Source organism: Halomonas sp. DP8Y7-1, from assembly GCF_019801685.1.
Classification (GTDB): domain Bacteria; phylum Pseudomonadota; class Gammaproteobacteria; order Pseudomonadales; family Halomonadaceae; genus Halomonas; species Halomonas litopenaei_A.
Window position 1 is genome coordinate 40,577 of record NZ_JAHVIN010000004.1, and the last position, 24,110, is coordinate 64,686.

Below are 24,110 nucleotides of genomic sequence, written 5' to 3' on the forward strand. Positions count from 1 at the left end.
AGCTGCAAACGTGGTGACAAGAGCGTGGCGGCTCAAACAATGTTTGGAGAGAATATGCTATTCCGCCATCACTCTAGATCACTCATTGGCCGTTTGTGATACGCCCCTTGAGGTAGGTCAATTTCAACAGAGAGGTTATGCCCTTGCTACGGCCACCACGCTCAATCGTGGTCCTCGGCCAGCGAAGGCAGCAGCACCTTCAGCTTGCGCGTCAGCGTGTTGCGACCCCAGCCAAGCAGCTCTGCCGCTTCGCCCTTGCGTCCCGCGGTGTGCTTGAGCGCTGTCTCGATCAGAATGCGCTCGAAATCAGGCACGGCCTCTTCCAGCAAGTGAGTATGGCCAGCGGCCAAGGCACCGTCAGCCCAGGCGCGAAACGCCTCACGCCAGTCCCCTCCGGCAGCCACGTCATCCCCCCCACGCAGCTCCGGCGGCAGGTCTTCGACCAGCACCTCGCGCCCGGAGGCCATCACGGTCAGCCAGCGGCAGGTGTTCTCCAGCTGGCGCACGTTGCCAGGCCAGTCCACCCGGGTCAGAAACTCCTCGGCGTCCTGGGTCAGTACCTTGACGTCGGTGGATAGCTCCTTGGCGGCCTCGGCCAGGAAGTGCCTGGCCAGCCGCGGAATATCCTCACGCCGCTGGGACAGCCGCGGTAGATGAACGCGGATCACGTTCAAGCGGTGAAACAGGTCCTCACGGAAACGCCCATCGGCCACCAGTGTCTCCAGATCCTGGTGGGTGGCGGCGATGATCCGCACATCCACCTTGACCGGCGTGTGTCCCCCGACCCGATAGAACTCGCCGTCGGCCAGCACCCGCAGCAGCCGAGTCTGGGTTTCCGACGGCATGTCGCCGATCTCGTCGAGAAACAGGGTGCCGCCGTTGGCTTGTTCGAAGCGCCCCTGGCGACTGGCACTGGCACCGGTAAAGGCTCCCTTTTCGTGACCAAACAGCTCGGATTCGATCAGATCCCGAGGAATGGCGGCCATGTTGAGGGCGATAAAGGGATTGCCCGCGCGCGGGCTATGCTGGTGCAGGGCGCGTGCCACCCGTTCCTTGCCCGTCCCTGACTCGCCGTTGATCAGCACGGTGATGTGCGAGTGGGCGAGTCGGCCGATGGCACGAAAGACCTCCTGCATGGCCGGCGCTTCACCAATGATCTCTGCATCCAGGCCTTCGGGAACGCTGACGGGCCGTTGGCGTTCTCGCACGTGGGCGACCGCTCGGCGCACCAGGGCAAGCGCCTCATCGACATCGAAGGGCTTGGGCAGGTACTCGAAGGCGCCCCCCTGATAGGAAGCTACCGCACTGTCCAGGTCGGAGTGAGCGGTCATGACGATGACCGGAAGATCAGGGTGCACCTCACGCACCTTTGCCATCAGATCCAGTCCATCGATGCCCGGCATACGAATATCGGTGACCAGAACATCCGGGGGTGAGGAGAGCAGACGATCCAGAATCGTATCGGCACGCTCGACCGCTTCCACCTGCAAGTCAGGCTGTGCCAGCGCCCGCTCCAGCACCCAGCGAATGGCGCGATCGTCATCGACGATCATTATACGAGCGGCATCAGTCATGACTCATCTCCAGGGGAATCAGCAAGCGAAATTCTGTGTGTCCGGGGGCGGACTCGCATTCGATCAGCCCGTCGTGCTGATGCAGCACCGACTGGGCAATCGACAGCCCCAGGCCGCTGCCCTCGGCCCGTCCGGATACCATTGGATAGAACAGGGTGTCACGCAGGGTGTCGGGAATACCTGGCCCGTTGTCGATCACACTGACATCGCAGACCAGGCGATGACGCTGGGCCCCCAGGGTGAACTGGCGTCTGGCCCGGGTCCGCAGGCTGATCACGGGGTCTGGGGTGTCCGACTCGACCAGAGCCTGCACTGCATTGCGCGCAACATTGAGCACGGCCTGGATAAGCTGTGCTTCGTCACCGATCAGCTCGGGCAGGCTGGGATCGTAGTCTCGCTCGATGCGGACCTGGGGCTGCTCTACCAGCAGCAGTGCCCGGACACGCTCCAGCACCCGGTGGATGTTCAGAGGCTCCCGGCGGCTCACGCGGTTCGGCCCGAGCATGGAATCGACCAGATCCCTGAGTCGATCCACTTCCTCGATGATGATGCGGGTGTATTCCTTGAGCGCGGGTGTCTGCTCGAGGTCACGCTCCAGCAGCTGTGCGGCGCCACGTATGCCGCCCAGCGGGTTCTTGACCTCGTGAGCCAACCCTCGCGCCAGCACCTTCATGGTCTCCTGGCGCGACTGCAGGGCCTCTTCTCGCGAGATCCGCAACAGCCGGTCCCGCGGCTCCAGCTCTAGCAGCAGGCTATCCCGGGACAACGGCGTCACCGTGTAGTCCACCGTCAAGGGTTCGCCACCGCCGAGGGTCAGCCGCGCCTCACGCTGGGTATAGGGGTGCAAACCGTCTCTGGCACGCGCCAGCACGTCGGCGATATCGTCTTCTCCGCCGACCCAATCTCCCAGCGGTACGCCGATCACTCGGGCAGCGCTGACAGCCAGCAGGGCTTCCGCTGCGGGATTCATCCACGTTGGACGCAAGTCCTCATCAAGCAATACAACCGCCGTGGTGAGGTGTTCGATGATGCCTGACGCCATGAGCGTATCCTGAGCAGATGAAGTCGTTCAGCCGAGCGTGAGGTGCACCCCCTGCGAGGCGCTGAAGGCGCCATCCCGAAGCAGGCGTCGTCAGCGAGTGCACTTCCTTAATGCAAGCAAGAAGCGGGCCAGACTCGCCTTCACCCAGACGATGACCACCGTGGTGCGCCGTGTACCCGCTGTCGTCCCACGGGGGAGCCTGGACACTCCTCCCCATGGACATGCTACTGCACCAAGCTGGTGCACTGCACTGGTTTAGGGCTTATGCCGAATGGGATTGGGGCCACGCCAGCGCGCCACCCGGGACCGACGTGACTCTGGCCAGATGTCTGAGCTGCCAGGGGGACAGGGGGACCAGGGGGACAGGGGGACCAGGGGGAACGGGAACAAGGGAGACAGGGAGCATTCGCTATCTACGATGACGCCCCATGGCGAGAAGTCGCGGGCACCGCAACGCGGGCTCGCTGCACGTGCAGCACGACAGCGTCGCTGCGCTGGCGAACCTTGCGATCAGGGTCGATCACGACCAGGACGATGCGGTGCTCTCCCCGCTCGAGCTGAGTCAGGGTCAGTGGAGAATCCCCCGTCGTCACCAGCACGCCATCGACCTCAAGCCCCAGCACATAACCGGCGTCAAGAGGCGGGCTTACGGCCGCCGCGACCTCGAGGCTGCCGCCAGCGCCGCTGGGCAGCACGCTGCCAGATGCCGGACGGGCAATGGCCAGTACCTCCCGTGCCAGGTAGCCCGGCGCAGCAGCGCTGATATCCCCCGGCAGCTGGGACAGTGCCGGGGGCAGAGGAGCACTCGGCACATGGGAGAGCACCCCTGGCACGAAGCGCTCTCCACCTTCCAGCGGCCGATCGCTATAGGTGACGCCGCCATGACGTTCGACGCGACGATAGAGGGCATCGGCGGCACTCCCCTGGGAGCCATACAGCAGCAGTATCGTCAGCAGCAGGCCTCTCGATACTCGCCAAAGCCATATCCGCTCCCGCCATATCCACCCCAGCCACATCAGCTCCAACCGGCATCGCCGAGCCGGCAGGCGGCCCGACGGCTGTGGCGACATGGCCTGCCGGCAGCGCGGGGGTAGCTTCACGGTGGCTCCTTGATGGGGGTGTCCTGGCAAGCATGCGATGCCTGTCCTGCCAGGCCAAGGGCATCGCTTGCTCGAGGGCAAGGCCAGGCCAAAAAAAATCGGCCCCGCTCAAGGCGGGGCCGATATACGACGCGGTGTCGTCGTCGCTGGATCAGCAGCTGTAGTACATGTCGAACTCGATCGGGTGCGTGGTCATGCGCAGGCGCTCCACGTCTTCGTTCTTGAGCTCGATGTAGGCATCGATCATGTCGTCGGTGAAGACACCACCTTCGGTCAGGAAGCTGCGGTCTTCGTCGAGAGCCGCCAGCGCCTGGTCGAGGCTTTCCGCCACGGTCGGAATTGACTTGCCTTCTTCCGGCGGCAGGTCGTAGAGGTTCTTGTCCATGGCATCGCCAGGATGGATCTTGTTCTTGATGCCATCGATACCCGCCATCAGCATGGCCGCGAAGCACAGGTAGGGGTTGGCGGTCGGGTCAGGGAAACGCGCCTCGACACGCTTGCCCTTGGGGCTGGCGGTGTACGGAATACGGATCGACGCAGAGCGGTTACGGGCACTGTAGGCCAGCATGACCGGTGCTTCGAAGCCCGGCACCAGACGCTTGTACGAGTTGGTAGAAGCGTTGGTGAAGGCGTTCAGCGCACGTGCGTGCTTGATGATGCCACCGATGTAGAACAGCGCCATTTCAGACAGGCCAGCGTACTGGTCGCCAGCAAACTGGTTCTGACCGTCCTTCCAGAAGGACTGGTGCACGTGCATGCCGCTACCGTTGTCGCCGACCAGGGGCTTCGGCATGAAGGTGGCGGTCTTGCCGTAGGCGTGGGCCACATTGTGGATCACGTACTTCATTTCCTGAACTTCGTCGGCCTTCTTGACCAGGGTGTTGAAGGCTACGCCAATTTCGTTCTGGCCGGCGTTGGACACCTCATGGTGGTGCACCTCGACCTTCTGGCCGATGGCTTCCAGGGTGTTACACATGGCGCCGCGCATGTCATGGAAGCTGTCCACCGGGGGAACCGGGAAGTAGCCGCCCTTGACCCGAGGACGGTGGCCCAGGTTGCCGCCTTCGACAGCGCGGTCCGTTGACCAGGCACCCTCTTCGGAGGAAATCTTGTACATCGCACCTTCGATGTCGGCCTTCCAGTGCACTTCATCAAAGATGAAGAACTCGGGCTCGGGGCCGAAGAATGCAGTATCACCCAGGCCGGAAGACTGCAGGTAGGCCTCAGCGCGCTTGGCGATGGAACGCGGGTCGCGCTCGTAGCCCTGCATGGTAGCCGGCTCGATGATGTCGCAACGCAGAATCAGGGTCGCGTCTTCGGTGAAGGGGTCGAGGAAGCCGGTGCCGTCTTCCGGACGCAGAATCATGTCGGACTCGTTGATGCCCTTCCAGCCGTTGATGGAGGAGCCATCGAACATCTGGCCGTTCTCGAAGAATTCCTCGTCGACCTCGGAGGCCGGAATAGTGACGTGCTGTTCCTTGCCGCGGGTGTCGGTGAAACGCAGGTCAACCCACTTGACGTCATGTTCGTTGATCAGGGCGAGAGTCTTGTCTGACATGTGGTCCTCCAGAGTGAAACTTGTTCGTGACTCGAGCATTGGGGCGACGGCACCAATCCCATGTCACCGACTTCGAATTGGGGGATGATCCAGGGAGCAAAAGGGGTACCGGGATCCTTTGTAGCACGCTCCCGGGACAGTTCCCATGGTGACGTGCTCGACACGATGACACTGTCAGAAACAATGCAGGTTGCGTGCCATCATTGCACCAGCATTGATCAAAAAAATTTCAACCACATGTTTTTCATCGATTTTAAGTTCTCGCCACAGCTGCTCCAGCATAGCGCATTGGCTCACGGCCATCGCGACAAAGACCCACTTGTGCACCAAAATGAAGCGCTGGAAACTTTTATGCACCAAAATAACCCTCAACCATCTCGGCGCTGAAGTCTGCCGAGGCGATCGCTAGGGGTAAGGGGTCGCTGGAACCTTCTGCAACGCACGGATACACTTCCTTACGTTTGTCGCCGACCGTCGTGTCACGGTCGTCGTCACCCGCCTCGGAGTGTCGTCGTGAATATCAGCCTGATCATCGATGCCCGCCTGACCGGCAAGGATTTGTCCTGTCGGCTGACGCAAGCACGCCAGCAGATTGCCCTGTTCCAGGGGCGCAGCGAGATCATAGTCATCGACGATGGTGGCATCACCTCTGAACAGCTCGGTGAGCACGCGAAAGACTATCGGCTGGTGCGCATCCGTCCGGCGCCGATGGGGAGACGCTTCAACCTGGCAGCCTCCCACAGCAATGGGCGAATGCTCGGCTTCTGCCTGGGCCCACTGGACTCTGCCTGGGTAGAACGCATGATGGCCGCGGCTGCCGACGAATCACGCCCCATGGTCAGGCCATCTCGGCCTTGTCCGCTGGCCCTGTTCCAACTGCTGCGACAGACGCCCACACGGGCACTGGGCGTAGAGCGCAACTGGTTCGAGCGCCTGGGAGGCTTTGATCCATCGCTGGACCTGAGCGCCGTAGAAGACCTGGCCACGCGGCTCAAGGCCTGTCGGGCCAATGCGCTGGTACAGCGCGCCTGAGGGACAGCTACTCAGCAGCCGCCGCGCAACGGCGGTTATGTCGTAGTTGGCCCATGCCATCCTGAGCATGTCTCTACTGCGGCCCTGATGCAGCGGCCCTGATGCAGCGGCCCTGATGCAGCGGCCCTGATGCAGCGGCTCCCATGCAGCAGCCCCGTACACTCCTGCCAAGCGCCAGCCAGGGGCAGGCCCTCAGCGACCCGCTGGATGACGCTGATACTCATGTTGATAGAACACCGTCGTGGAGAGCCCTCTCATCAAGGCGTCACAAAGACGTAGTCATATAGACGTTGTCGTGTAGACGTTGTTATGCCGTGGCGTCGAAAAACGCCGTCTCAAACAGGCGGACACACAAGAGATGGCACCTCAAGCCACTCCTTTCTTGTCGCCTTCTCGCGTAAAAACGCCTGAAAATGGGGCTTAACGCGTCAAGTCAGCGTCACGCAGGTGCTTGAAAGTTCAGTATCTTGAGAATTCACGGATAGATTGACCGCAACAATGCTGGTCGTTGTCATCACCCAGGCCCTATAATGCGGCCCCACTTTTTCCAGCAGGATCCCGTCGTGATCGAGAATCTTCGCAACATCGCCATCATCGCTCACGTCGACCACGGCAAAACCACCCTGGTCGACAAGCTGCTCAGCCAGTCCGGCACTCTGGACCGCAAGGCCGAGGGGCAGGAGCGCATCATGGACTCCAATGACCAGGAAAAGGAACGTGGCATCACGATCCTGGCCAAGAACACGGCGATCCGCTGGAGCTCTCCCGAGGGACAGGACTACCACATCAACATCGTGGACACCCCTGGACACGCTGACTTCGGCGGCGAAGTCGAGCGCGTCATGTCCATGGTGGACTCGGTCCTGCTGCTGGTCGATGCCGTTGACGGCCCGATGCCGCAGACTCGCTTCGTCACCCAGAAAGCCTTCGACCAGGGCCTGAAGCCGATCGTTGTCGTCAACAAGATCGACCGCCCCGGCGCACGTCCTGACTGGGTCATCGATCAGATCTTCGATCTGTTCGACAACCTGGGTGCCAGCGACGAGCAGCTCGACTTCCCGATCATCTACTGCTCGGCGCTCAACGGCATTGCCGGTCCGGAACCGGACCAGCTGGCCGAGGACATGACGCCGATGTTCCAGTCCATCGTCAACATCGTCGAGCCGCCCAAGGTTGAACTCGATGGCCCGCTGCAGATGCAGATTTCGGCCCTCGACTACTCCAGCTACGTCGGCGTCATCGGCCTTGGTCGCATCACTCGCGGCGCCATGTCACCGAACCAGCAGGTGGTGGTGATCAACAAGGAAGGCCAGACCCGCAAGGGCAAGATTGGCCAGGTCATGACCCACCTGGGCCTTGAGCGTGTCCAGACCGAGCAGGCTACTGCTGGCGATATCGTCTGCATCACCGGTATCGACGAACTGGCCATCTCCGACACCATCTGTGACGCGGCTGCGGTCGAGGCACTGCCGGCCCTGACGGTCGACGAGCCGACGGTCTCCATGACCTTCCAGGTCAACGACTCGCCCTTTGCCGGCAAGGACGGCAAGTTCGTCACCAGCCGCAACATCAAGGATCGCCTGGACCAGGAGCTGATCCACAACGTCGCGCTGCGCGTCGAGCAGGGTGAATCACCGGAGAAGTTCATCGTCTCCGGTCGCGGCGAGCTGCACCTGTCGGTGCTGATCGAGAGCATGCGTCGCGAAGGCTTCGAGCTGGCCGTCGGTCGTCCTGAAGTCATCATCCGCGAGATCGATGGCGAAAAGCAGGAGCCCTACGAAGAAGTCATCATCGACTGCGAAGAGCAGCATCAGGGCGCCATCATGGAAGAGCTCGGCTACCGCAAGGGCGAGCTCAAGAACATGAATCCGGATGGCAAGGGCCGCGTGCGCCTTGACTTCATCATTCCGGCGCGCGGCTTGATCGGTTTCCGCGGTCAATTCCTGACCCTGACGTCAGGCACCGGCATCCTGACCAGCCGCTTCGATCATTACGGCCCGCTCAAGCCCGACGCCTCCATCGAGCGTCGCAACGGCGTGCTGGTGTCCATGGTACCGGGCAAGGCCCTCGCCTACGCCCTGTATGCGCTGCAGGAGCGCGGCAAGCTGATCATCGACCACGGCACCGAGGTCTATGAGGGCATGCTGGTCGGCATCAACAACCGTGCCAACGACATGGTGGTAAACCCGACCAAGGGCAAGAAGCTCGATAACATGCGCGCCTCCGGTAACGACGAGAACATCGTGCTGACTCCGCCGGTGCGCTTCACCCTGGAACAGGCCATCGAATTCCTCGATGACGACGAGCTGGTCGAGATCACCCCGAACCATATCCGTCTGCGCAAGAAGTTCCTGACAGAAAACGAACGCAAGCGCGCCAGCAAGAAGTAATCGCGCCGCTTTCCGTTGCCTCGATGCCCGCCCTCTGGCGGGCATCGTCGTTTGTAGCGGGACATCCGCCATATTGGCCGACTCGCCCCCCATGGAGCATTTATCAGCCTGGGCTTGATAAAGGAACTTCTCCGCCCATAAGCTGCCACAGGAGTATGGCTTCGGAGTAAGGGGTCCGTCGGCGACCCTGCCCCGACAGGTCTATGCTAAGGACAGAACATCATCTTTCGCGAACGAGGAGCCACGCGAATGCACAAGCATGTCGAATGGGATGATCCCGGCGCCGACAGCGTACAACGCTATTTTGCCGACAAGCCTGACGAGTACCCCACAGCCCACATCGGCAGCATCATTGCCGGCCGCTATCACGGATACTCGGTCAGGGTAAAAGTGGAAGCTCGGGTCGATGACGATACCGCGAGCATTGGCGACGTGGTGGCACTTATCTCGGTCAGAACCGGGGAGCGCACTCAGTCCATCGGCGACCTGTCGGTCGGTGATACGGTACGCCTGGGCGACGACCACCGCTCGCTGGCGCCGCGAGTCGGTAGCTAAGGCCCCGACGGCTATCGTCGACAAGATGAAAAGCCCGCCACTATCACGCCCCACCAACGCCTGCTAAACGCACCCCCTCTAGTCAGGCATACGTTTGTATCGCAAAGTTGGCATGTGAGACCGGGCCATCGCCCGGTCAGTCCGACTGACAAGTCTGACATGTCGACGGATGCCCCATGAGCAGCGACAACATCTGGACCCACAAAGGCACCTTCCTGCTGGCCGCGGTTGGCTCAGCAGTGGGGCTTGGCAACCTCTGGCGCTTTCCTTATCTGGTGGGCGAGCATGGCGGTGGTGCCTTCCTGTTGGTGTACGCGCTGTGTGTGTTTGCCATCGGCGTGCCGATTCTGATCGCCGAGATCATGCTGGGCCGCAACAGCCGGCGCTGCCCGATCATGGGCATGCGCTTCCTGACACGCTGTCACAAGACCTCGAGGGCCTGGGAAATCATCGGTTGGCTGGGGGGTGTCTCGGCACTGCTGATCCTCAGCTTCTACTCCGTCATCAGTGGCTGGGCGATCCACTACCTGGGAGAGATGCTGACGGGCTCGCTACGAGGTGCCGACGCAGCCACCCTCGCCAGTGACTTTGCCAGCCTGATCAGCTCACCGATCAAGCTGACGCTCTATCACACGCTATTCCTGGTGATCTGCGCGTACATCGTGGCGCGCGGCGTCCACCGCGGCCTCGAAAGCGGCCTGCGCCTGTTGATGCCTACCTTGCTGGTGATCCTGCTGGTCGTGCTGTTCTATGCAGCGGCCGCAGGCGACATGCTCGCTGCCAGCGACTTCCTGCTATCGTTCTCGCTCTCCGATCTGAGCCTGGAAGGCTGGTTGGTTGCCCTGGGCCAGTCCTTCTTCACCCTGAGCCTCGGCATGGGGGCGATCATGGCCTACGGCGCCTATATGCCAAGCGAGACGTCGTTGACCCTCACGGCCTTTACCGTGGCCCTGATCGACACCCTGGTCGCCATTCTGGCGGGGCTGGCCATCTTCGCGCTGGTCTTCGGAGCAGGCCTGTCTCCCGATGAAGGCCCTGGACTCATGTTCGTGTCGCTGCCGCTAGCCTTCACGGCCATGCCTTCCGGCGCGCTGATCGGCGCCATCTTCTTCGTGCTGGTGCTGGGGGCTGCCGTCAGCTCTGCCATATCGCTGATCGAGCCGGTAGCGGCATATCTGGTAGAACGCTTTTCGCTGAGCCGGGTGACGGCGGTCCTGGTCGTCGTGGGGGTTGCCTGGGCGCTGGGACTGGCGACCGTCGCCAGCTTCAATCTTTGGGCCGAACAGAGCCCCTTCCATGATCTTTTCGGTCGCAGCGCCTTCGAGGTGCTGGAACTGACAACGCATATCACGCTGCCCTTCTGCGGCCTGCTGATTGCGCTCTTTGCCGGTTGGTCACTGACCCAGACCGAATCCATGAAAGAGATGCACACGCGCGCTGGCTGGCTCAGCCTGTGGCGCTTTCTGGTGCGCTTCATCGCGCCCACCGGGGTGGCCTTCGTGTTCCTCCGTGCTCTGCCTTACGTCGAGGGCTACTGGCTACCGGCCATCGTCGCGATCGTCACGGTAGGCGCCTTTGCCGCCTACCGCACGCTGGGCGAGCACGAGGGACATCACGGCGGTTGATCGCCGCCTGGGCGGCGCCCATCACGACAATAACGACAACGAACACAGCAGGTATCAGGATGTCAGCCATCATCGATGTGCGTCACGTCAACAAGGCCTTCGGCGGCCTGCGGGTCATCAACGACTGCTCCATTCAGGTCGAAGAAGGCTCGGTCACGGGCCTGATCGGCCCCAACGGCGCCGGCAAGTCGACGCTGTTCAATATCATTGCCGGCGCGCTGCCGCTGGACTCGGGGCAGATCCTGTTAAGCGGTGAAGACATCACCAATCGGCCTGCCAACGAACTGTTCCACAAGGGGCTCTTGCGCACCTTCCAGATCGCTCACGAGTTTTCCCAGCTGACAGCGCTGGAGAACCTGATGATGGTTCCGCCCGCACAGCCCGGCGAATCTCTGGCCAAGGCCTGGTTCGCGCCGCGCGCGGTGCGCGAGCATGAGGCCGAGATCAAGCGTCGGGCTCAGGAAGTCATCGAGTTCATCGGGCTCAATCACGTGCGCAACGAGCTGGCGGGCAACCTGTCTGGCGGCCAGAAGAAACTACTGGAACTGGGCCGCACCATGATGACCGACGCCCGCGTGGTGCTGCTCGATGAGATCGCCGCCGGGGTCAACCGAACGTTGCTGGGCGACCTGATCGGCAATATCGAACGCATGAACCGTGAGTTCGGCTACACCTTCCTGGTCATCGAACACGACATGGACATGATTGCCCGACTTTGCGACCCGGTCATCGTACTGGCCCAGGGCTCGGTGATGGTGGAAGGGTCGATCGAAGAGATTCAGAACAATCCGGAGGTCATCGAGGCCTACTTCGGTGCAGGCGCGGCCTGACCTCCTCCTCCTTGCGCGCAAGGGGGGCAATAACAACGACCGAGGCGCACTGAGCGCCCCATGCAGAGAACAGGACTATGCCTCTACTCGACGCACGCCAGGTGCACGGTGGCTACGGCGGGATGAACATCCTCAACGGGGTGGACATGACCATCGAAGCCGATGAAATCGGCGTCATCGTCGGCCCCAACGGCGCCGGCAAATCCACCATGCTCAAGGCCATTTTCGGCCAGCTCAACGTGACTCAGGGCGATATTCTGCTGCGCGGAGAACCTATCCACAACCTGCCGACCAATCGTCTGGTGGAGCTGGGCATGGGCTTTGTACCTCAGGAACACAACGTCTTCCCGAGCCTGACGGTCAAGGAAAACCTCGAAATGGGCGCGTTTCTCAAGCCTGGCAATATCAAGCGCATGCTGGCCAAGGCCTATGAGTTCTTCCCCCCGCTCTATGACAAGCGACACCAGCCCGCCGGCGAGCTGTCAGGAGGACAGCGCCAGATGGTCGCCATGGGCCGGGCACTGATGGCGGAACCCGAACTGCTGCTGCTGGACGAACCCACGGCAGGCCTCTCGCCCAAGTACATGTACGAAATCTTCGACAGGGTAAAGGAGGTCAACGCGGCAGGCGTCGGCATCCTGATGGTGGAACAGAACGCCAAGCAGGCGCTTGCCATCGCCGACAAGGGCTTCGTGCTGGCCGCCGGCCAGAATCGCTTCACCGACTCGGGACAGGCCTTGCTGGCCGATCCCGACGTGGCCAAGAGCTTCCTCGGCGGCTGACGCCAGACACCAGTGCGGAGATATCGCCTTGAACGAATTCGTGTTCTTCATCAACAACGTGCTGATCGCCGGCAGCGTCACCGGGTCGATCTACGCCATTGGCGCGGTTGGGGTGACGCTGGTCTTCAGCATCATGCGCTTTGCCCACTTCGCCCACGCCGACATGATGACCTTCGGTGCCTTCATGGTGCTGTTGCTGGCAACGCTGTTCCCCAATGCCGGCGCGGCACTGGGGGTGCCCTCGGCCATCGTCATGCTGCCGCTTGCCATGGTCTTGACCGCGGCCCTGGCGGTCGGCATCGACAAGGTCTTTTACAAGCCGCTGCGCGCCCATGGCGTCAAACCCATCGTCATGGTCATTGGCTCCCTGGGCGTGACGCTGATGCTGCAGGGGCTGATTCGCCTGTTTTCCGGCACCGGCGGACAGAGCCTCTACGTCGATGACCGCAAGGAAATCTTCCGCCTGGCCCTGCCAATAGAAGGCGTGCGAGTGCCGGTGGTGATCACCGAACCCCAGATCTACCTGTTTGTGCTGACCCTGGTCGCGGTCATTGGCCTGCAGCTGTTTCTGTCGCGTACTCGCCTGGGCAAGGCCATGCGCGCGATGTCAGACAACCCCGACCTGGCCCGCGCCTCTGGCATCAATACCAACACCATCGTGGCCGTGACCTGGGTCATCGCCGGTGGTCTGGCGGCCATCGCCGGCACGCTTTTGTCGATGGACGTCACCTTCAAGCCTGATCTGAGTTTCCATCTGCTGCTGCCCATCTTTGCCGCAGCCATCGTCGGCGGCGTGGGCCACCCCTTCGGCGCGATCGCAGGCGGTTTCGTGGTGGGGTTCGCCGAAACCCTGGCGGTATTCAACTGGAACGTGCTGCTCAGACCCTTCCGCGACAGCCTTCCCGAGTGGCTGGAGTTGCCGAACAACCTGGCCTTCGTCGGCACTGAATACAAGATCGTGGTGCCCTTCTTCATCCTCGTTGCCATCCTGGTATGGCGTCCTACCGGCATCTTCAAGGGCAAGGTGATCTGATGACGACCAACGACTTTCATCATCGTGATGACACCAATAGCGCGCCCCAGAGCCGCTTTCCGGTACGCGAGCTCAGCCTGCTGGTGGTGCTGGCCATTGCCGTGAGCGCGGTGTTCATGGTCATGGGCTCCGCTTACTCGACACGCATGCTGGTCGAGGCCAGCTGCTATGCCATCCTGGCCCTGGGGCTGACCATTCAGTGGGGCTACGCGGGCCAGTTCAACGCTGGCGTGATGGGTTTCGTGGCTCTTGGCGGCTTCTGCGCAATGACCTTCAGCGTGCCGGTCAATCCCGCCTTCTGGGACAGCTCCCTGCCGGGAGAACTGGCGCGAGTACTGGCCTATGTGGTCGCCGGCATTGCCCTGGTGTTCGGCCTGTCGCGCCTGACCCGACTGGGCTTGCCCTCCTGGCTCAGGACCGTGATCACCCTGGTGGTCGGTGTGGTCGTCTACATGGTGGTCATCAGCGAATTCCGCGAGGTCACCGACGCCATCGAGAGCCAGATGGGCTTTGTCGGCGGACTGGGCCTGCCGGTCTGGGTCGGCTGGATCGTCGGCGGCGCGCTGGCCGGTGGGGTGGGCTATTTCATTGGCCACGTCTGCCTCGGCCTGCGCAGTGACTACCTGGCTATCGCGACGCTAGGGATCGCCGAGATCATCAAGGCATTCCTGAAGAACTCCGACTGGCTGACCCGAGGCACCGCCACTGTGTCGCCGCTGCCCTGGCCGGTGCCAGCCCCAGGCGAGGTCGGCTTCACCCTGGCCAGGGCGATGTACCTGTCGGTCACCGCGGTGATGATCCTGGCCATCTTCTTTCTACTCAACCGCGCCTACAACGCGCCCTGGGGCCGCATGATCCGCGCCATTCGGGACAACGAGGTATCGTCTGCGGCCATGGGCAAGGACATCAACCGCCGCCGCCTCGAGATCTTCGTGCTCGGCTGTGTGCTGATGGGTATCGGGGGGGCGGCGCTGGGCAGCTTCAACAGCATCTTTGACCCCAACGGCTACCTGCCGCTCAACCATACCTTCCTGGTGCTGGTCATGGTCATTCTTGGTGGGCCGGGCAACAACCTGGGAACGCTGTTTGGGGCGGTGGCGGTCTACATCATCTGGATCATGTCGGAGCCGCTGGCGCTATACGTGATGGAGCTTGCCGCGCATTTCGGTCAGGCCAGCTTCGGCTGGGAGGTCCCCAGTAGCCTCGAAAGCCGCGCCCTGCAGGCACGAGTGTTCGTCATCGGGCTGCTTATCACCATCGTGCTGCGGGTGGCCCCGAAAGGCCTGCTGCCCGAGAAGGTCAAGCACCACGACTGATAGCGCCACGACGACAGCTTCGCGTTACAGCATCTGACAAGGGCGGCCTGCGGGCCGCCCTTGTCGTGTTATCTGTTTCGCTGGCAGGTGACCGTCCCTGAAGGAGGAGGCTCCCACCACACTGCTACAGGAGACCATGCGGGCCCAGGAGGCTAACGCCCCATAATGATAAAGCCCCCAACCAGATGGCCGGGGGCTTTCCTTAAGCGCCTCAGTTGCGAGCATTGGCGCGGTCATAGGGCGGAGGCGACCGCCCGGATGCAGCGTCGTCCGTCGACGACTCGCCTTACTTTACGTCAAGGCGGCTACTGAACAAAGCCCTTGCCGGTGAAAGTCCCGTTTTCCACGGTCATTTCCTGGACCACGCCAGGCACGTCACCGTTATCGTCAAAGTCCTGGGTGCCAGAAGCACCTTCATAGTTGATCTCGGTGCCGGCGGCGATCAGCTCCACCGCTTTCTCCCACTCACCCGGCAGGATGACTTCGCCCGGAGGCGACGACACGCTGCGCAGCGCGGCCGATACGCCCTCGCGCTCGGCGCTGCCATTCTGCTGAATCGCAAGCCCCAGCAGGAAGGCGGCGTCGTAGGCCTGGGCGGCAAATACCGCGGTGGGGTCAATGCCGGCGTTATTGGCCAATTCGGTGAAGATCTCGGTGCCAGGCAGGTCAGGACTTCCTGGCCGCGTCGCAATCATACCGTCGAGTACATCGGCACCGATGGCCTCGACCAGGCTGTCGCCCACCATGCCGTCGGCCCCGACGTACTGTGTGAACATGCCGCTCTCGTAGGCCTGACGCACCACGGTCTGACCCGACGTATCGGCGTAGGCCAGCACGACCAGAGTCTGTGCCCCTGTCGCCGACAGCGTGCCCAGTTCGCTGCGATAGTCTGCCCGGTTGTCTTCATGGGCCAGGTTTTCCAGCACGCTGCCGCCGCCATCTTCAAATGCGGAGCTGAACGCATCGGAAAGACCACGACCGTAGTCGTTGTTGACGTAGGTGACCGCTACTTCCTCGATTCCCTTGTCGAGCAGCAGCTTGGCCAGCATTTCTCCCTGGAAGGCATCGGACGGCACGGTGCGGAACACCAGGTCGTTGTCGTCCAGGTCGGTGACGGCTGGCGCCGTGGAGGCCGGCGACACCATGGTCACCCCGCCGGGGATACCGGCATTATTGGCCGCGGCAATCGTCGCCCCGGTACACAGAGCACCGACAATGGCGGTCACCTGTTCGGTGTTGACCATGCGGTCCGCTGCGTTGGAGGCGGCCGATGCATCACCACAGGTGGTATCACCGGTCGGCATGACCACTTCCTGGCCATCGAGGATGCCGCCCTGGTTGTTGATGTGGTCCACGGCGAGCTGGGCGCCGTCATAGATGGGGGGCGTCAGACTCTCGATACCGCCGGTGAAACCACCGAGAAATCCGATCTTGACCTCTGCGTGGGCCATGGAACCGACCGCCAGGGTGGTAGCGGCCACCGCGGTCGCCAGTACGCGCTTTTTCATGATTGTTGGTCTCGCTCTGGTTGTCCTGAGATGAAGCTGGAAGCGCAGCGACATGGATTGCACGCCTGGCCCCAGAGTCTTCATACCTCCAATCTGGAAGGAAGGCATTAAAAACTCAAGTCTGCCTTGCCAACGCTGTGGATGGATGACGACCCAGCCAGCGTCACCACACTGGCATCTTGGCGATCACTTCTATACTCATGAGTCGTGCGCCCTAGGCTCGACAGGCACCAAGCACGCAGCCAGGCGCGCTATTCCGACCACAAGGAGTCCGTCATGCCTCGAATTTCCTGTCTCACCCCACCCTTGATCAGCGTTTCCATGCTCCTGGCGGCGACGTCAGTTGTCGCGGGGGAAAACGTTGACTATCAGGTCGACGGAGAGTCCTTTCAGGGGTACTTCGCCCCCGCCAGCCCTGACTCGTCCAGCGCCAAGGGCAGCGTGCTGATCATCCACGACTGGGATGGCCTGACCGACTATGAGAAGCGCCGCGCCGACATGCTGGCCGAGGACGGCTATGACGCCTTCGCCATCGACCTTTACGGCAAGGGCAACCGTCCCGCCGAGATCGACGCCCGCAAGGCCGAGATGGCAGCGCTGTATGACGACCGCGAGCGCATGCGGGGCCTGACCCTGGCGGGGCTGGCCAAGGCGCGGGACGAAGGTGCGGCAACCGATACCGTGGTCATGGGCTACTGCTTCGGTGGTGCCGTGGTGCTCGAGATGGCCCGCGCCAATCCCGATGACGCCATTCACGGTTTTGCCAGCTTTCATGGCGGTCTCGACACCCCCGAGGGCCAGGGCTACTCTGCCGACACCCCGCCGCTGCTGATCGCCCATGGCGGCGCCGATACCTCCATCAGCATGGATCAGGTGGCCGCCCTATCACAGGAACTGGAAGCCGCCGGCGCCCCTTACGAGATTCAGGTGTATTCCGGTGCACCCCATGCCTTCACCGTGTTCGACAGCGAGCGTTACCAGCAGCGGGCTGACGAGGCATCCTGGGCCGCCTTCCACGACCTGCTCTCGCGGACATTGAGCAATGGCCAAGGCAACAGCGAAGGGTAAGACGCACACGGTAAGGTTCAGCAGCGAAAAACGGGGCTGCCCAATTCACGTCGCCGAGCGCTTGGGGTCCCAGGGATGAAAACGCGGCAGACGTTTTTTCGATAGAATCCGCATCCATCATGTCGATCGCCTGATAGGAACGGCCCAACGAGACTATCTTGCTAGGCCGTTCCGGGCGCCGATGCTCGATTCACCTTGAGGAGGCAGGCGGGTGTAGCCTCCCCCTTCCCTGGAGACGTTTCATGTCCCACACCAGCAGCTCCCCCGGCCTCTGGCGGCGCATTCCGCTGTGGCAGAAGATCCTTGTTGGTCTCGCCCTGGGCGTCCTCGTCGGCACCCTGATGGGCGAAAGTGCCAGCGTGTTCAAGCCCATCGGCGATATCTTCATCAGCGCCATCAAGATGCTGATCGTTCCGCTGGTGTTCTCCACCCTGGTGGTCGGGATCACCGCCATGCGTGATCCCCAGAAGATGGGACGCATTGGCGCCCGGACCATTGGCCTGTATCTGCTGACGACGGCCTTCGCCATCGCCATCGGCCTGGCTGCCTCCTGGCTGTTCGAGCCTGGGGTCGGCCTGGACATGTCCTTCGAGGCGAATCCTGAAGCGGCCAAGGAAGCGCCCAGCCTGATCCAGATTCTGGTCGGTCTGGTGCCCCAGAATCCCGTTGACGCCCTGGCCAGCGGCAATATTCTGCAGATCATCGTATTTGCCATCGGCCTCGGTGTGTCGCTGACCCTGATCGGCGAAAAAGGCGAGCCGGTGGTCAAGGTGTTCGAAAGCTTCGCCGAGGCCATGGTCAAGCTGACCAGCCTGGTGATGGCGCTGGCGCCCTTCGGCGTGTTCGGCCTGATCGCCCACGTCGCCGGCAGCTACGGCGCTGAGGTCCTGCTGCCGCTGGTCAAGGTGATCGGCGTGGCTTACCTTGCCAGCGTGGTCCATGTGCTGGTGGTCTACTCGGGACTGCTGTCGCTGCTCGGCCGTCTCAACCCGATGCGCTATCTGCAGGGCATACTCGACGCCCTGGTGGTGGCCTATTCCTCGGCGTCTTCTTCCGGCACGCTGCCGGTGTCGCTGCGCTGTGCGACCAAGAACCTGGGGGTCTCGGAGGGGGTTGCCGGCTTCGTACTGCCGGTGGGCGCGACCATCAACATGGACGGTACCGCCATCTATCAAGGGGTGGTCGCGGTGTTCATCGCTCAGCTGATCGGCGTGGACTTGAGCCTGGCAGACTACGGCATGATCATCGTCACCGGCACCCTGGCCTCCATTGGCACCGCCGGCGTGCCTGGCGCTGGCCTGGTCATGCTGTCCATCGTCATGGCCCAGATCGGCCTGCCCCTGGAGGCTCTGGCGGTGGTGGCAGGCGTCGACCGAATCCTCGACATGGCCCGTACCAGCGTCAATGTGGCGGGGGACCTGATGGTCACCACCCTGGTCGGCAAGAGCGAAGGCGAGCTCGACGAGGACGTCTACAACGCCGCCAACAAGACCTGAGCGTCGCCATAACCTGCTACGCTGACAGTAACCACACAGCGTCAGGACAGGGACGATGCAGCTCACTCGACTATCCGGCAGTCGGCTCGAGATCGGGCGAGAACATGGCCGTCAGCATCGCGAGGCGATCCTCGCCAGTATCGATGTGTATGATCGCCTGTTCCACGATCTGGCAGGACTGAGATGGCATGAAGCCCGGCGCGATGCCGAGCGCTTCATGCCGATGATCGAGTCACGCTTTCCCGCGATCCTCGAGGAAATGGATGGCATTGCCCAGGGGATCGGGGGAGAGCTGACAGATGTCCTGACCCTCAACTGTCGCAGCGAGATTTCGCTGACCCGTGCCAGCGGCGGCTGTTCGGCCTTCAGCCTGGCCCGGGGGGGACATCAATGGCTGGCCCAGAACTGGGACTGGCGCGCTGACCAACTCGACCACCTGGTCGTGCTGGATGTTCAGGCGCCGGGGGTACCTGCCTTCATCAGCATTGGTGAAGCTGGCATGGTCGCCAAGATCGGTCTCAACACTCAGGGCATCGGCGTCGGCCTCAATGCCATTCGCTCAGCCACCTGTGGCGAGGGACTGCCCATCCACCTGGCGCTGCGCAAGATGCTCGAGAGCGAAGACTTCGACAATGCCCTGGCCGTGGCCCAGGACGGCGTCTGCGCCCCGGCTCACCTGCTGCTGGCCGACGGCGATGGTCGCGCCCTGGGGCTTGAAGTTCATCCGGGCCCGCCGGGGCAGCTGTCTCCTCGCCGCGGTGCCATCACCCACACCAATCACCTGGTCAGCGATGCCGCGACCCACTGGGTCGAGGACTTTCCCAAGCCCGACTCCTGGTCCCGCTTGACCCGCCTTGATCAGCAGATCGACCACCTGGTAGCAGCGCAGCCGTCTGCCGATGACGATGCGCCAGGGCTCGATCCCGATCGTCTGTTTGACCTGCTGGGCGACCACTCCCCGGGGGAAGAAAGCCTGTGTCGCCACTTCGACCCCAGCGTGCCCGAGGCCGAGCGAATGGAAACCCTGTTCAGCGTGGTCATGGACCTGACCGACAAGGTGCTGTGGCTTCGTCATGGCAAGCCATGTCAGCCGCTGGCGTCCATGCAGTTGGCACCCCGTTCGCACTGAGCCGCTGCGATACTGCGCCGGGCAGACACTTCACGAAACAGATGCCTCACTTACCAGAAGCCCCCTTGCCAAGCTCACCCTTCAGATACTGTTCGGTGGTCAGCAGAAACAGTCGCCGAAACAGCTCGTGAATGGCCTCTTCGCGACGCATGGCGGCGAGCTCTGGATCGGTGTCTGCGTTCGCCATCTCCTTGGGGTACTCCCAGGCCATACGCATGGAGCCGGAGCTGACGTCGAAGATTTCCAGCGTCGGATTGGCGCCGTGAAGTGCAGTCTTGATGCGATAGGACATGACGACCTCCTGCAGACGGACAACTCAAAACAATGAGAATCATTACCGTTTGAAATATGGTCGTGTTCTTAAAGACTGTCAAGAAAGCCCTGATCTCCGTCCTGCCCACCGCCAGCAGTGAGCGATCACAACCCCCTCGCTGCTGATGGCCCCGCCATCCAAAGTCAACGCCATCCAAGGACAACGTCATCTAACGCCGCCATCCTGGGTCTCTCCCCCGGCTCTGCCATCGCCCACTCCAGCTGTGCTGAACCCACTGCCAGCTAACAGGCAAGGGAGATAGGCTTGTGCAAGGGAATGAGCATTGATATCTTATGCGAAGAATTATCATTTACAACGTATGAGATGATGAAACACCCCTTGAGACCCAGTACCACGCCCAGCCCCGCCCGGGAGTCTGCCGCCACGTCACGTCAGGTGACCGTGACCGACGACTATGTCTCGGCTGAGCGCCTGCTTGGTGCTGATGGTCGGTTGTTTATCGTTCTGGACGGGCGCCACTACCAGCTCACCAGGACACGTAACAACAAGTTGATCCTGACCTTGTAACGACCGAAGCCGCCAAGGCGGCGTAATACCGTTCACACATCGACTCACCCATTTCTCTATCCGCTATCTGCCAGCCAGGGCCATCGCCCAAGCCAGCAAACTGACCAGGAAAGCCCATGAAACTTGTCTCGACGGGCGCTGGCTGGCTCCCCGTGCTCTTGCTGGCACCTACGCTTGCCCTCGCCGACAGCGCCGACGCGCCCACGCCGACCCGATCACCGCTATCGGCTCAGCCTCTCGTTTCCCCAACGAGTGGCAACGGGGAGGATCACCCTGCCTTCGATCCCATGGTAGTCACCGGTACGCGCCTGCCTGGCGACGTCCACCGGGCGCCGATGATCATTGACGTGATCGAGCGCGATGACCCGGCACTGTCGACGGCAACCCGCTGGGAAGACGTCATTGCACAGCAGCCGGGCGTTCATGTTGCCGGGAGCGGCCGCCGCAACGGCCAGTTCCTGACCATGCGAGGCTTCGATGAAAACGGCGTTCAGATCCGGCTGGATGGGGTGCGCCAGGACATCGATACCGGCCATATTGGCAACGTCTTTCTCGATCCCGGGCTGATCCAGCAGGTACAGATTGCCCGTGGCTCACTGTCCAGCCTGTATGGGGGCAACGCCATGGGGGGTGTGGTCAGCGTCACCACCGTCGACGCCGAGGACCTGCTCGCACCAGGGGACGACAGCGGCGCTCGGCTGTCGGTCTCCGGCGCGACGGCCTCCCATGAGCTGGGCTCTCAGCTAACCCTGTTTGGACGGCAGGGTAGTGGTACAGGAGCGCGTCAGGGGCTGGTAGCCATCGGCTATTCCGACTCTGGCGACATTCGCCGTGCCGGCGGCCAGCAGGCAGAAGAAGATGCCGACTTGACCAGCCTGTTGGCCAAGGGCAGTTGGCAGTTTGCCGACCACCAGGAGCTGTCCGCCAGCTGGCAGCATTACGACGAGGACAGCCGCCAGCCATCGAATCCGCAGGTCATCGATCCTGACCCCAGCAATCCACTGATCGACCGTGAGGTCACCAGTGACAACGCCCAGCTGGCCCACCGCTGGACACCCAGCGAGACAAGCTTCCTCGAAACACGCCTCAGCCTCAGCCGCCAGGACATCGATGACGAAAGTGATCGTACCCTTGAGCGCTATGGCATCCAGAGCGATGGCGTGCACCACCTGAGCCATGGATGGCTCGATCAGACCCTGGCCTTTGGCATCGAGTTCGAGCGCGCCGAACAGGACCCGTCAGGCGGTGCGACGGGCTTCCCCGATGCCGATATCGATACGTCGTCGGTCTATCTCGACGATACCTTGACGGTCGGGCGCTATTTGCACGACGGCGGCATAGGACAGTTCGACCTGGGCCTGGGCCTGCGCTACGACAGCTATGACGCCGAGGATAATGCTGGCCGAGATAGCGACGAAGACGAGCTTTCCCCCAAGGTCCGTCTGTCCTGGCGTCCGACCGACGCCTGGGTGATCTATACCGGCTATGCCGAGGCCTTCCGCGCCCCGACACTCAATGAGCTATATGCCAACGATCGCCACTTCGCGGGCTTTTGCGGTGGTCCTTTCTTCTGCGTACCCGACAATTTCTGGATTCCCAACCCCGACCTGGACCCTGAGACCAGCGATACCTGGGAGACCGGCTTTGGCTGGCAGCAGGGTGACTGGTCGGTGCGCGGCAGCTATTTCGATATCAAGGCCGACGACTTCATCGATACCAGCGTCGACCTGTTCGCCGGGACTACCCAGGCCGTCAACGTCTCCCGCGCGCACCTGTGGGGCTACGACCTGAGACTGGGCTATCAGCCCAGCGCCCTGCCGCCCCTGGACACCTTTGTGTCGGTATCACGCGTTTCGGGCAAGGACCGTGATAGCGGCGAAGACCTGGAGCGCCAGACGCCGCTGGAGGCCACCCTCGGCGCCGACTGGCACTTTTCCGATGCTGACCTGACAGTCGGCTGGCGAGGCCGCTTTGCCCGCGACTTCGATGACACCGGAGACGGCAGTCGCCTGCCTGGCTATGGGCTCAACGACCTGCAGCTGGCCTGGCAGCCAAGTCACGCGATATCGACCTCGCTGCGTCTGGCCAACGTCGCCGACCAGCAGTGGTATCGCCCCGACGGCAGTCTCGGCGACGGCCGCAGCCTGCTCGCCAATATCAGCTATCAGTGGTAGGAGATGCGCCATGAGTGATGATCAACGCAACGCCATTCTCGATGCCTTCCGCGCACTGCGAGAGACCAACCCACGCACCCCGGCGATCAGTATGGCGGAGTGTATCGGCGTCAGCGAAGGCGCCCTGCAAGCCTCGCGTCTGGGCGAGGACGTCATGACCCTGCCCTACGCTGCGACCACCGTCGCCGGAATGCTGCACACCCTGGGCCCGGTCAAGGCGTTGACCCGCTCCCGTCTCGCGGTACTGGAACAGACCGGCGAGTACCCCCGCTTGCAGGGCGGCCCCCATGCGGGACTGCTGTTGGCGCCGCGTGGCCTCGACCTGCGCTTGATCTTCTCCCGCTGGCACTGGGCCTGCCTGATTCGTGATGAACTGCCGGAGGGTGAGCGCTGGAGCCTGCAGGTATTCGACCAATCCGGCCACGCCGTGCACAAGGCCTTCTCGGTCAGCGAACGTCATCTCTCGCGCTGGCAGGAGATATGGGAAGAAGGCACCAGCGACGCTCCCTGCTTCGTCGACGAAGCGACACCCAGCGCGAGCGAGATCCCGGCGGCCGCGCGCGAGGGCCTCAAGCAGGACTGGGGCAGCATGACCGATGTGCACCAGTTCTTTGCCTTGTTGCGTCGTCACCACCTCAGCCGCCTTGATGCCAACCGCCTGATGGAAGGGGAATTTACCCAGGCGCTGCCAACATCCTGCGTCGCTAGCCTGCTCGACCTGGCAGCGGCTGAAGCGCTGCCGCTCATGCTGTTCGTCAGCAGCCGTGGCTGTGTGCAGATTCGCACCGGCGATATTGTGCCCCCCCAACGCATGCGAGGCTGGCTGAACCTGTTCATGGATGACGCCACCCTACACCTGAACGACACCTGCATCGACCAGGTCTGGACGGTGCACAAGCCCAACCGGGACGGCGGTGTGACGAGTCTCGAAGCCTTTGACCAGCACGGTGAGCTGGCCCTGCAGATCTACGCCGAGCGCAGTGAAGGTGAGCCCGAATCTCGCCTGTGGCGCACCCTGCTTGACCGCCTTGTCCATCACCAGGCCGCCTGAAGGAGC

At 62.4% G+C, this 24,110-nt stretch carries 20 protein-coding genes; 14 read left to right on the forward strand and 6 right to left on the reverse strand.

Annotated features, from left to right (window positions below):
• Positions 1 to 161: 161 nt before the first annotated feature.
• The 4 genes from ntrC to glnA all read right to left on the reverse strand — a co-directional run bounded on the left by ntrC (position 162) and on the right by glnA (position 5,274).
• Complete coding sequence (gene ntrC / locus KUV41_RS04785; RefSeq protein WP_206943869.1) at positions 162 to 1,574, reverse strand: nitrogen regulation protein NR(I); 1,413 nt, start codon at positions 1,572 to 1,574, stop codon at positions 162 to 164.
• Positions 1,567 to 2,616, reverse strand: a complete 1,050-nt coding sequence (gene glnL, locus KUV41_RS04790; RefSeq protein ID WP_222483951.1) for a nitrogen regulation protein NR(II) — start codon at positions 2,614 to 2,616, stop codon at positions 1,567 to 1,569. Before glnL ends, ntrC begins: the two co-directional genes overlap by 8 nt.
• A 413-nt stretch (positions 2,617 to 3,029) precedes the next feature.
• Positions 3,030 to 3,716, reverse strand: a complete 687-nt coding sequence (locus tag KUV41_RS04795; protein WP_222484645.1) for a hypothetical protein — start codon at positions 3,714 to 3,716, stop codon at positions 3,030 to 3,032.
• Positions 3,717 to 3,867: 151 nt separating this feature from the next.
• The gene (glnA, locus tag KUV41_RS04800) at positions 3,868 to 5,274 is read right to left on the reverse strand and encodes a glutamate--ammonia ligase (RefSeq protein ID WP_222162466.1); all 1,407 of its coding nucleotides are present in this window, start codon (positions 5,272 to 5,274) and stop codon (positions 3,868 to 3,870) included.
• 513 nt (positions 5,275 to 5,787) lie between these two features.
• Here glnA and KUV41_RS04805 point away from each other — a divergent pair.
• The 8 genes from KUV41_RS04805 to KUV41_RS04840 all read left to right on the forward strand — a co-directional run bounded on the left by KUV41_RS04805 (position 5,788) and on the right by KUV41_RS04840 (position 14,837).
• The gene (locus tag KUV41_RS04805; RefSeq protein ID WP_222484646.1) at positions 5,788 to 6,306 is read left to right on the forward strand and encodes a glycosyltransferase family 2 protein; all 519 of its coding nucleotides are present in this window, start codon (positions 5,788 to 5,790) and stop codon (positions 6,304 to 6,306) included.
• Between the two features lie 563 nt (positions 6,307 to 6,869).
• Positions 6,870 to 8,696, forward strand: a complete 1,827-nt coding sequence (gene typA / locus KUV41_RS04810) for a translational GTPase TypA (RefSeq protein WP_206943861.1) — start codon at positions 6,870 to 6,872, stop codon at positions 8,694 to 8,696.
• Positions 8,697 to 8,945: 249 nt separating this feature from the next.
• Positions 8,946 to 9,251, forward strand: coding sequence for a hypothetical protein (locus tag KUV41_RS04815; protein ID WP_206943859.1), 306 nt, complete (start codon positions 8,946 to 8,948; stop codon positions 9,249 to 9,251).
• 176 nt (positions 9,252 to 9,427) lie between these two features.
• Positions 9,428 to 10,876, forward strand: a complete 1,449-nt coding sequence (locus KUV41_RS04820) for a sodium-dependent transporter (protein WP_222484648.1) — start codon at positions 9,428 to 9,430, stop codon at positions 10,874 to 10,876.
• Between the two features lie 59 nt (positions 10,877 to 10,935).
• Positions 10,936 to 11,706, forward strand: a complete 771-nt coding sequence (locus tag KUV41_RS04825; RefSeq protein WP_206943857.1) for an ABC transporter ATP-binding protein — start codon at positions 10,936 to 10,938, stop codon at positions 11,704 to 11,706.
• A gap of 77 nt (positions 11,707 to 11,783) precedes the next feature.
• Positions 11,784 to 12,488: an ABC transporter ATP-binding protein gene (locus tag KUV41_RS04830; RefSeq protein WP_206943856.1), complete on the forward strand. Its 705-nt coding sequence runs from the start codon at positions 11,784 to 11,786 to the stop codon at positions 12,486 to 12,488.
• 28 nt (positions 12,489 to 12,516) lie between these two features.
• Positions 12,517 to 13,521: a branched-chain amino acid ABC transporter permease gene (locus KUV41_RS04835; protein WP_222484650.1), complete on the forward strand. Its 1,005-nt coding sequence runs from the start codon at positions 12,517 to 12,519 to the stop codon at positions 13,519 to 13,521.
• Positions 13,521 to 14,837, forward strand: coding sequence for a branched-chain amino acid ABC transporter permease (locus KUV41_RS04840; RefSeq protein WP_222162464.1), 1,317 nt, complete (start codon positions 13,521 to 13,523; stop codon positions 14,835 to 14,837). The genes KUV41_RS04835 and KUV41_RS04840 overlap by 1 nt, the downstream gene beginning before the upstream one ends.
• Positions 14,838 to 15,142: 305 nt before the next feature.
• Here KUV41_RS04840 and KUV41_RS04845 read toward each other — a convergent pair whose 3' ends face one another.
• A complete protein-coding gene (locus KUV41_RS04845; RefSeq protein ID WP_206943959.1) occupies positions 15,143 to 16,348 on the reverse strand; it encodes an ABC transporter substrate-binding protein in 1,206 nt (401 codons plus the stop codon).
• A gap of 273 nt (positions 16,349 to 16,621) precedes the next feature.
• On the opposite strand from KUV41_RS04845, the gene KUV41_RS04850 reads away from it, so the two are divergent.
• The 3 genes from KUV41_RS04850 (at position 16,622) to KUV41_RS04860 (ending at position 20,038) form a co-directional block, all read left to right on the forward strand.
• Positions 16,622 to 17,413 carry a dienelactone hydrolase family protein gene (locus KUV41_RS04850; RefSeq protein ID WP_222484653.1) on the forward strand — a complete coding sequence of 264 codons (792 nt, stop codon included), beginning with the start codon at positions 16,622 to 16,624 and terminating at the stop codon, positions 17,411 to 17,413.
• A 242-nt stretch (positions 17,414 to 17,655) separates the two neighbouring features.
• Positions 17,656 to 18,909, forward strand: coding sequence for a dicarboxylate/amino acid:cation symporter (locus KUV41_RS04855; RefSeq protein WP_206943851.1), 1,254 nt, complete (start codon positions 17,656 to 17,658; stop codon positions 18,907 to 18,909).
• Positions 18,910 to 18,964: 55 nt separating this feature from the next.
• Complete coding sequence (locus KUV41_RS04860; protein ID WP_206943849.1) at positions 18,965 to 20,038, forward strand: C45 family autoproteolytic acyltransferase/hydolase; 1,074 nt, start codon at positions 18,965 to 18,967, stop codon at positions 20,036 to 20,038.
• Between the two features lie 46 nt (positions 20,039 to 20,084).
• Here the strand turns inward: KUV41_RS04860 and KUV41_RS04865 are convergent, their stop codons facing one another.
• The gene (locus tag KUV41_RS04865; RefSeq protein ID WP_206943848.1) at positions 20,085 to 20,330 is read right to left on the reverse strand and encodes a hypothetical protein; all 246 of its coding nucleotides are present in this window, start codon (positions 20,328 to 20,330) and stop codon (positions 20,085 to 20,087) included.
• Between the two features lie 360 nt (positions 20,331 to 20,690).
• Here KUV41_RS04865 and hemP point away from each other — a divergent pair, with 360 nt between their 5' ends.
• From hemP to KUV41_RS04880, 3 genes are all read left to right on the forward strand, one after another.
• A complete protein-coding gene (hemP, locus tag KUV41_RS04870; protein ID WP_206943846.1) occupies positions 20,691 to 20,879 on the forward strand; it encodes a hemin uptake protein HemP in 189 nt (62 codons plus the stop codon).
• A gap of 116 nt (positions 20,880 to 20,995) precedes the next feature.
• Positions 20,996 to 23,053, forward strand: a complete 2,058-nt coding sequence (locus KUV41_RS04875; protein ID WP_261395914.1) for a TonB-dependent receptor domain-containing protein — start codon at positions 20,996 to 20,998, stop codon at positions 23,051 to 23,053.
• 10 nt (positions 23,054 to 23,063) lie between these two features.
• Entirely contained in the window at positions 23,064 to 24,104 is a 1,041-nt protein-coding gene (locus tag KUV41_RS04880; protein ID WP_222484660.1) for a ChuX/HutX family heme-like substrate-binding protein, read from the forward strand.
• Positions 24,105 to 24,110: the final 6 nt, after the last annotated feature.

Coding starts and splice junctions, on each gene's coding strand:
- ntrC (WP_206943869.1), bottom strand. CDS start 1,574: ATGACTGATGCCGCTCGTATAATGATCGTCGATGACGATCGCGCCATT.
- glnL (WP_222483951.1), bottom strand. CDS start 2,616: ATGGCGTCAGGCATCATCGAACACCTCACCACGGCGGTTGTATTGCTT.
- glnA (WP_222162466.1), bottom strand. CDS start 5,274: ATGTCAGACAAGACTCTCGCCCTGATCAACGAACATGACGTCAAGTGG.
- KUV41_RS04815 (WP_206943859.1), top strand. CDS start 8,946: ATGCACAAGCATGTCGAATGGGATGATCCCGGCGCCGACAGCGTACAA.
- KUV41_RS04820 (WP_222484648.1), top strand. CDS start 9,428: ATGAGCAGCGACAACATCTGGACCCACAAAGGCACCTTCCTGCTGGCC.
- KUV41_RS04825 (WP_206943857.1), top strand. CDS start 10,936: ATGTCAGCCATCATCGATGTGCGTCACGTCAACAAGGCCTTCGGCGGC.
- KUV41_RS04830 (WP_206943856.1), top strand. CDS start 11,784: ATGCCTCTACTCGACGCACGCCAGGTGCACGGTGGCTACGGCGGGATG.
- KUV41_RS04840 (WP_222162464.1), top strand. CDS start 13,521: ATGACGACCAACGACTTTCATCATCGTGATGACACCAATAGCGCGCCC.
- KUV41_RS04850 (WP_222484653.1), top strand. CDS start 16,622: ATGCCTCGAATTTCCTGTCTCACCCCACCCTTGATCAGCGTTTCCATG.
- KUV41_RS04855 (WP_206943851.1), top strand. CDS start 17,656: ATGTCCCACACCAGCAGCTCCCCCGGCCTCTGGCGGCGCATTCCGCTG.
- KUV41_RS04860 (WP_206943849.1), top strand. CDS start 18,965: ATGCAGCTCACTCGACTATCCGGCAGTCGGCTCGAGATCGGGCGAGAA.
- KUV41_RS04865 (WP_206943848.1), bottom strand. CDS start 20,330: ATGTCCTATCGCATCAAGACTGCACTTCACGGCGCCAATCCGACGCTG.
- KUV41_RS04875 (WP_261395914.1), top strand. CDS start 20,996: ATGAAACTTGTCTCGACGGGCGCTGGCTGGCTCCCCGTGCTCTTGCTG.
- KUV41_RS04880 (WP_222484660.1), top strand. CDS start 23,064: ATGAGTGATGATCAACGCAACGCCATTCTCGATGCCTTCCGCGCACTG.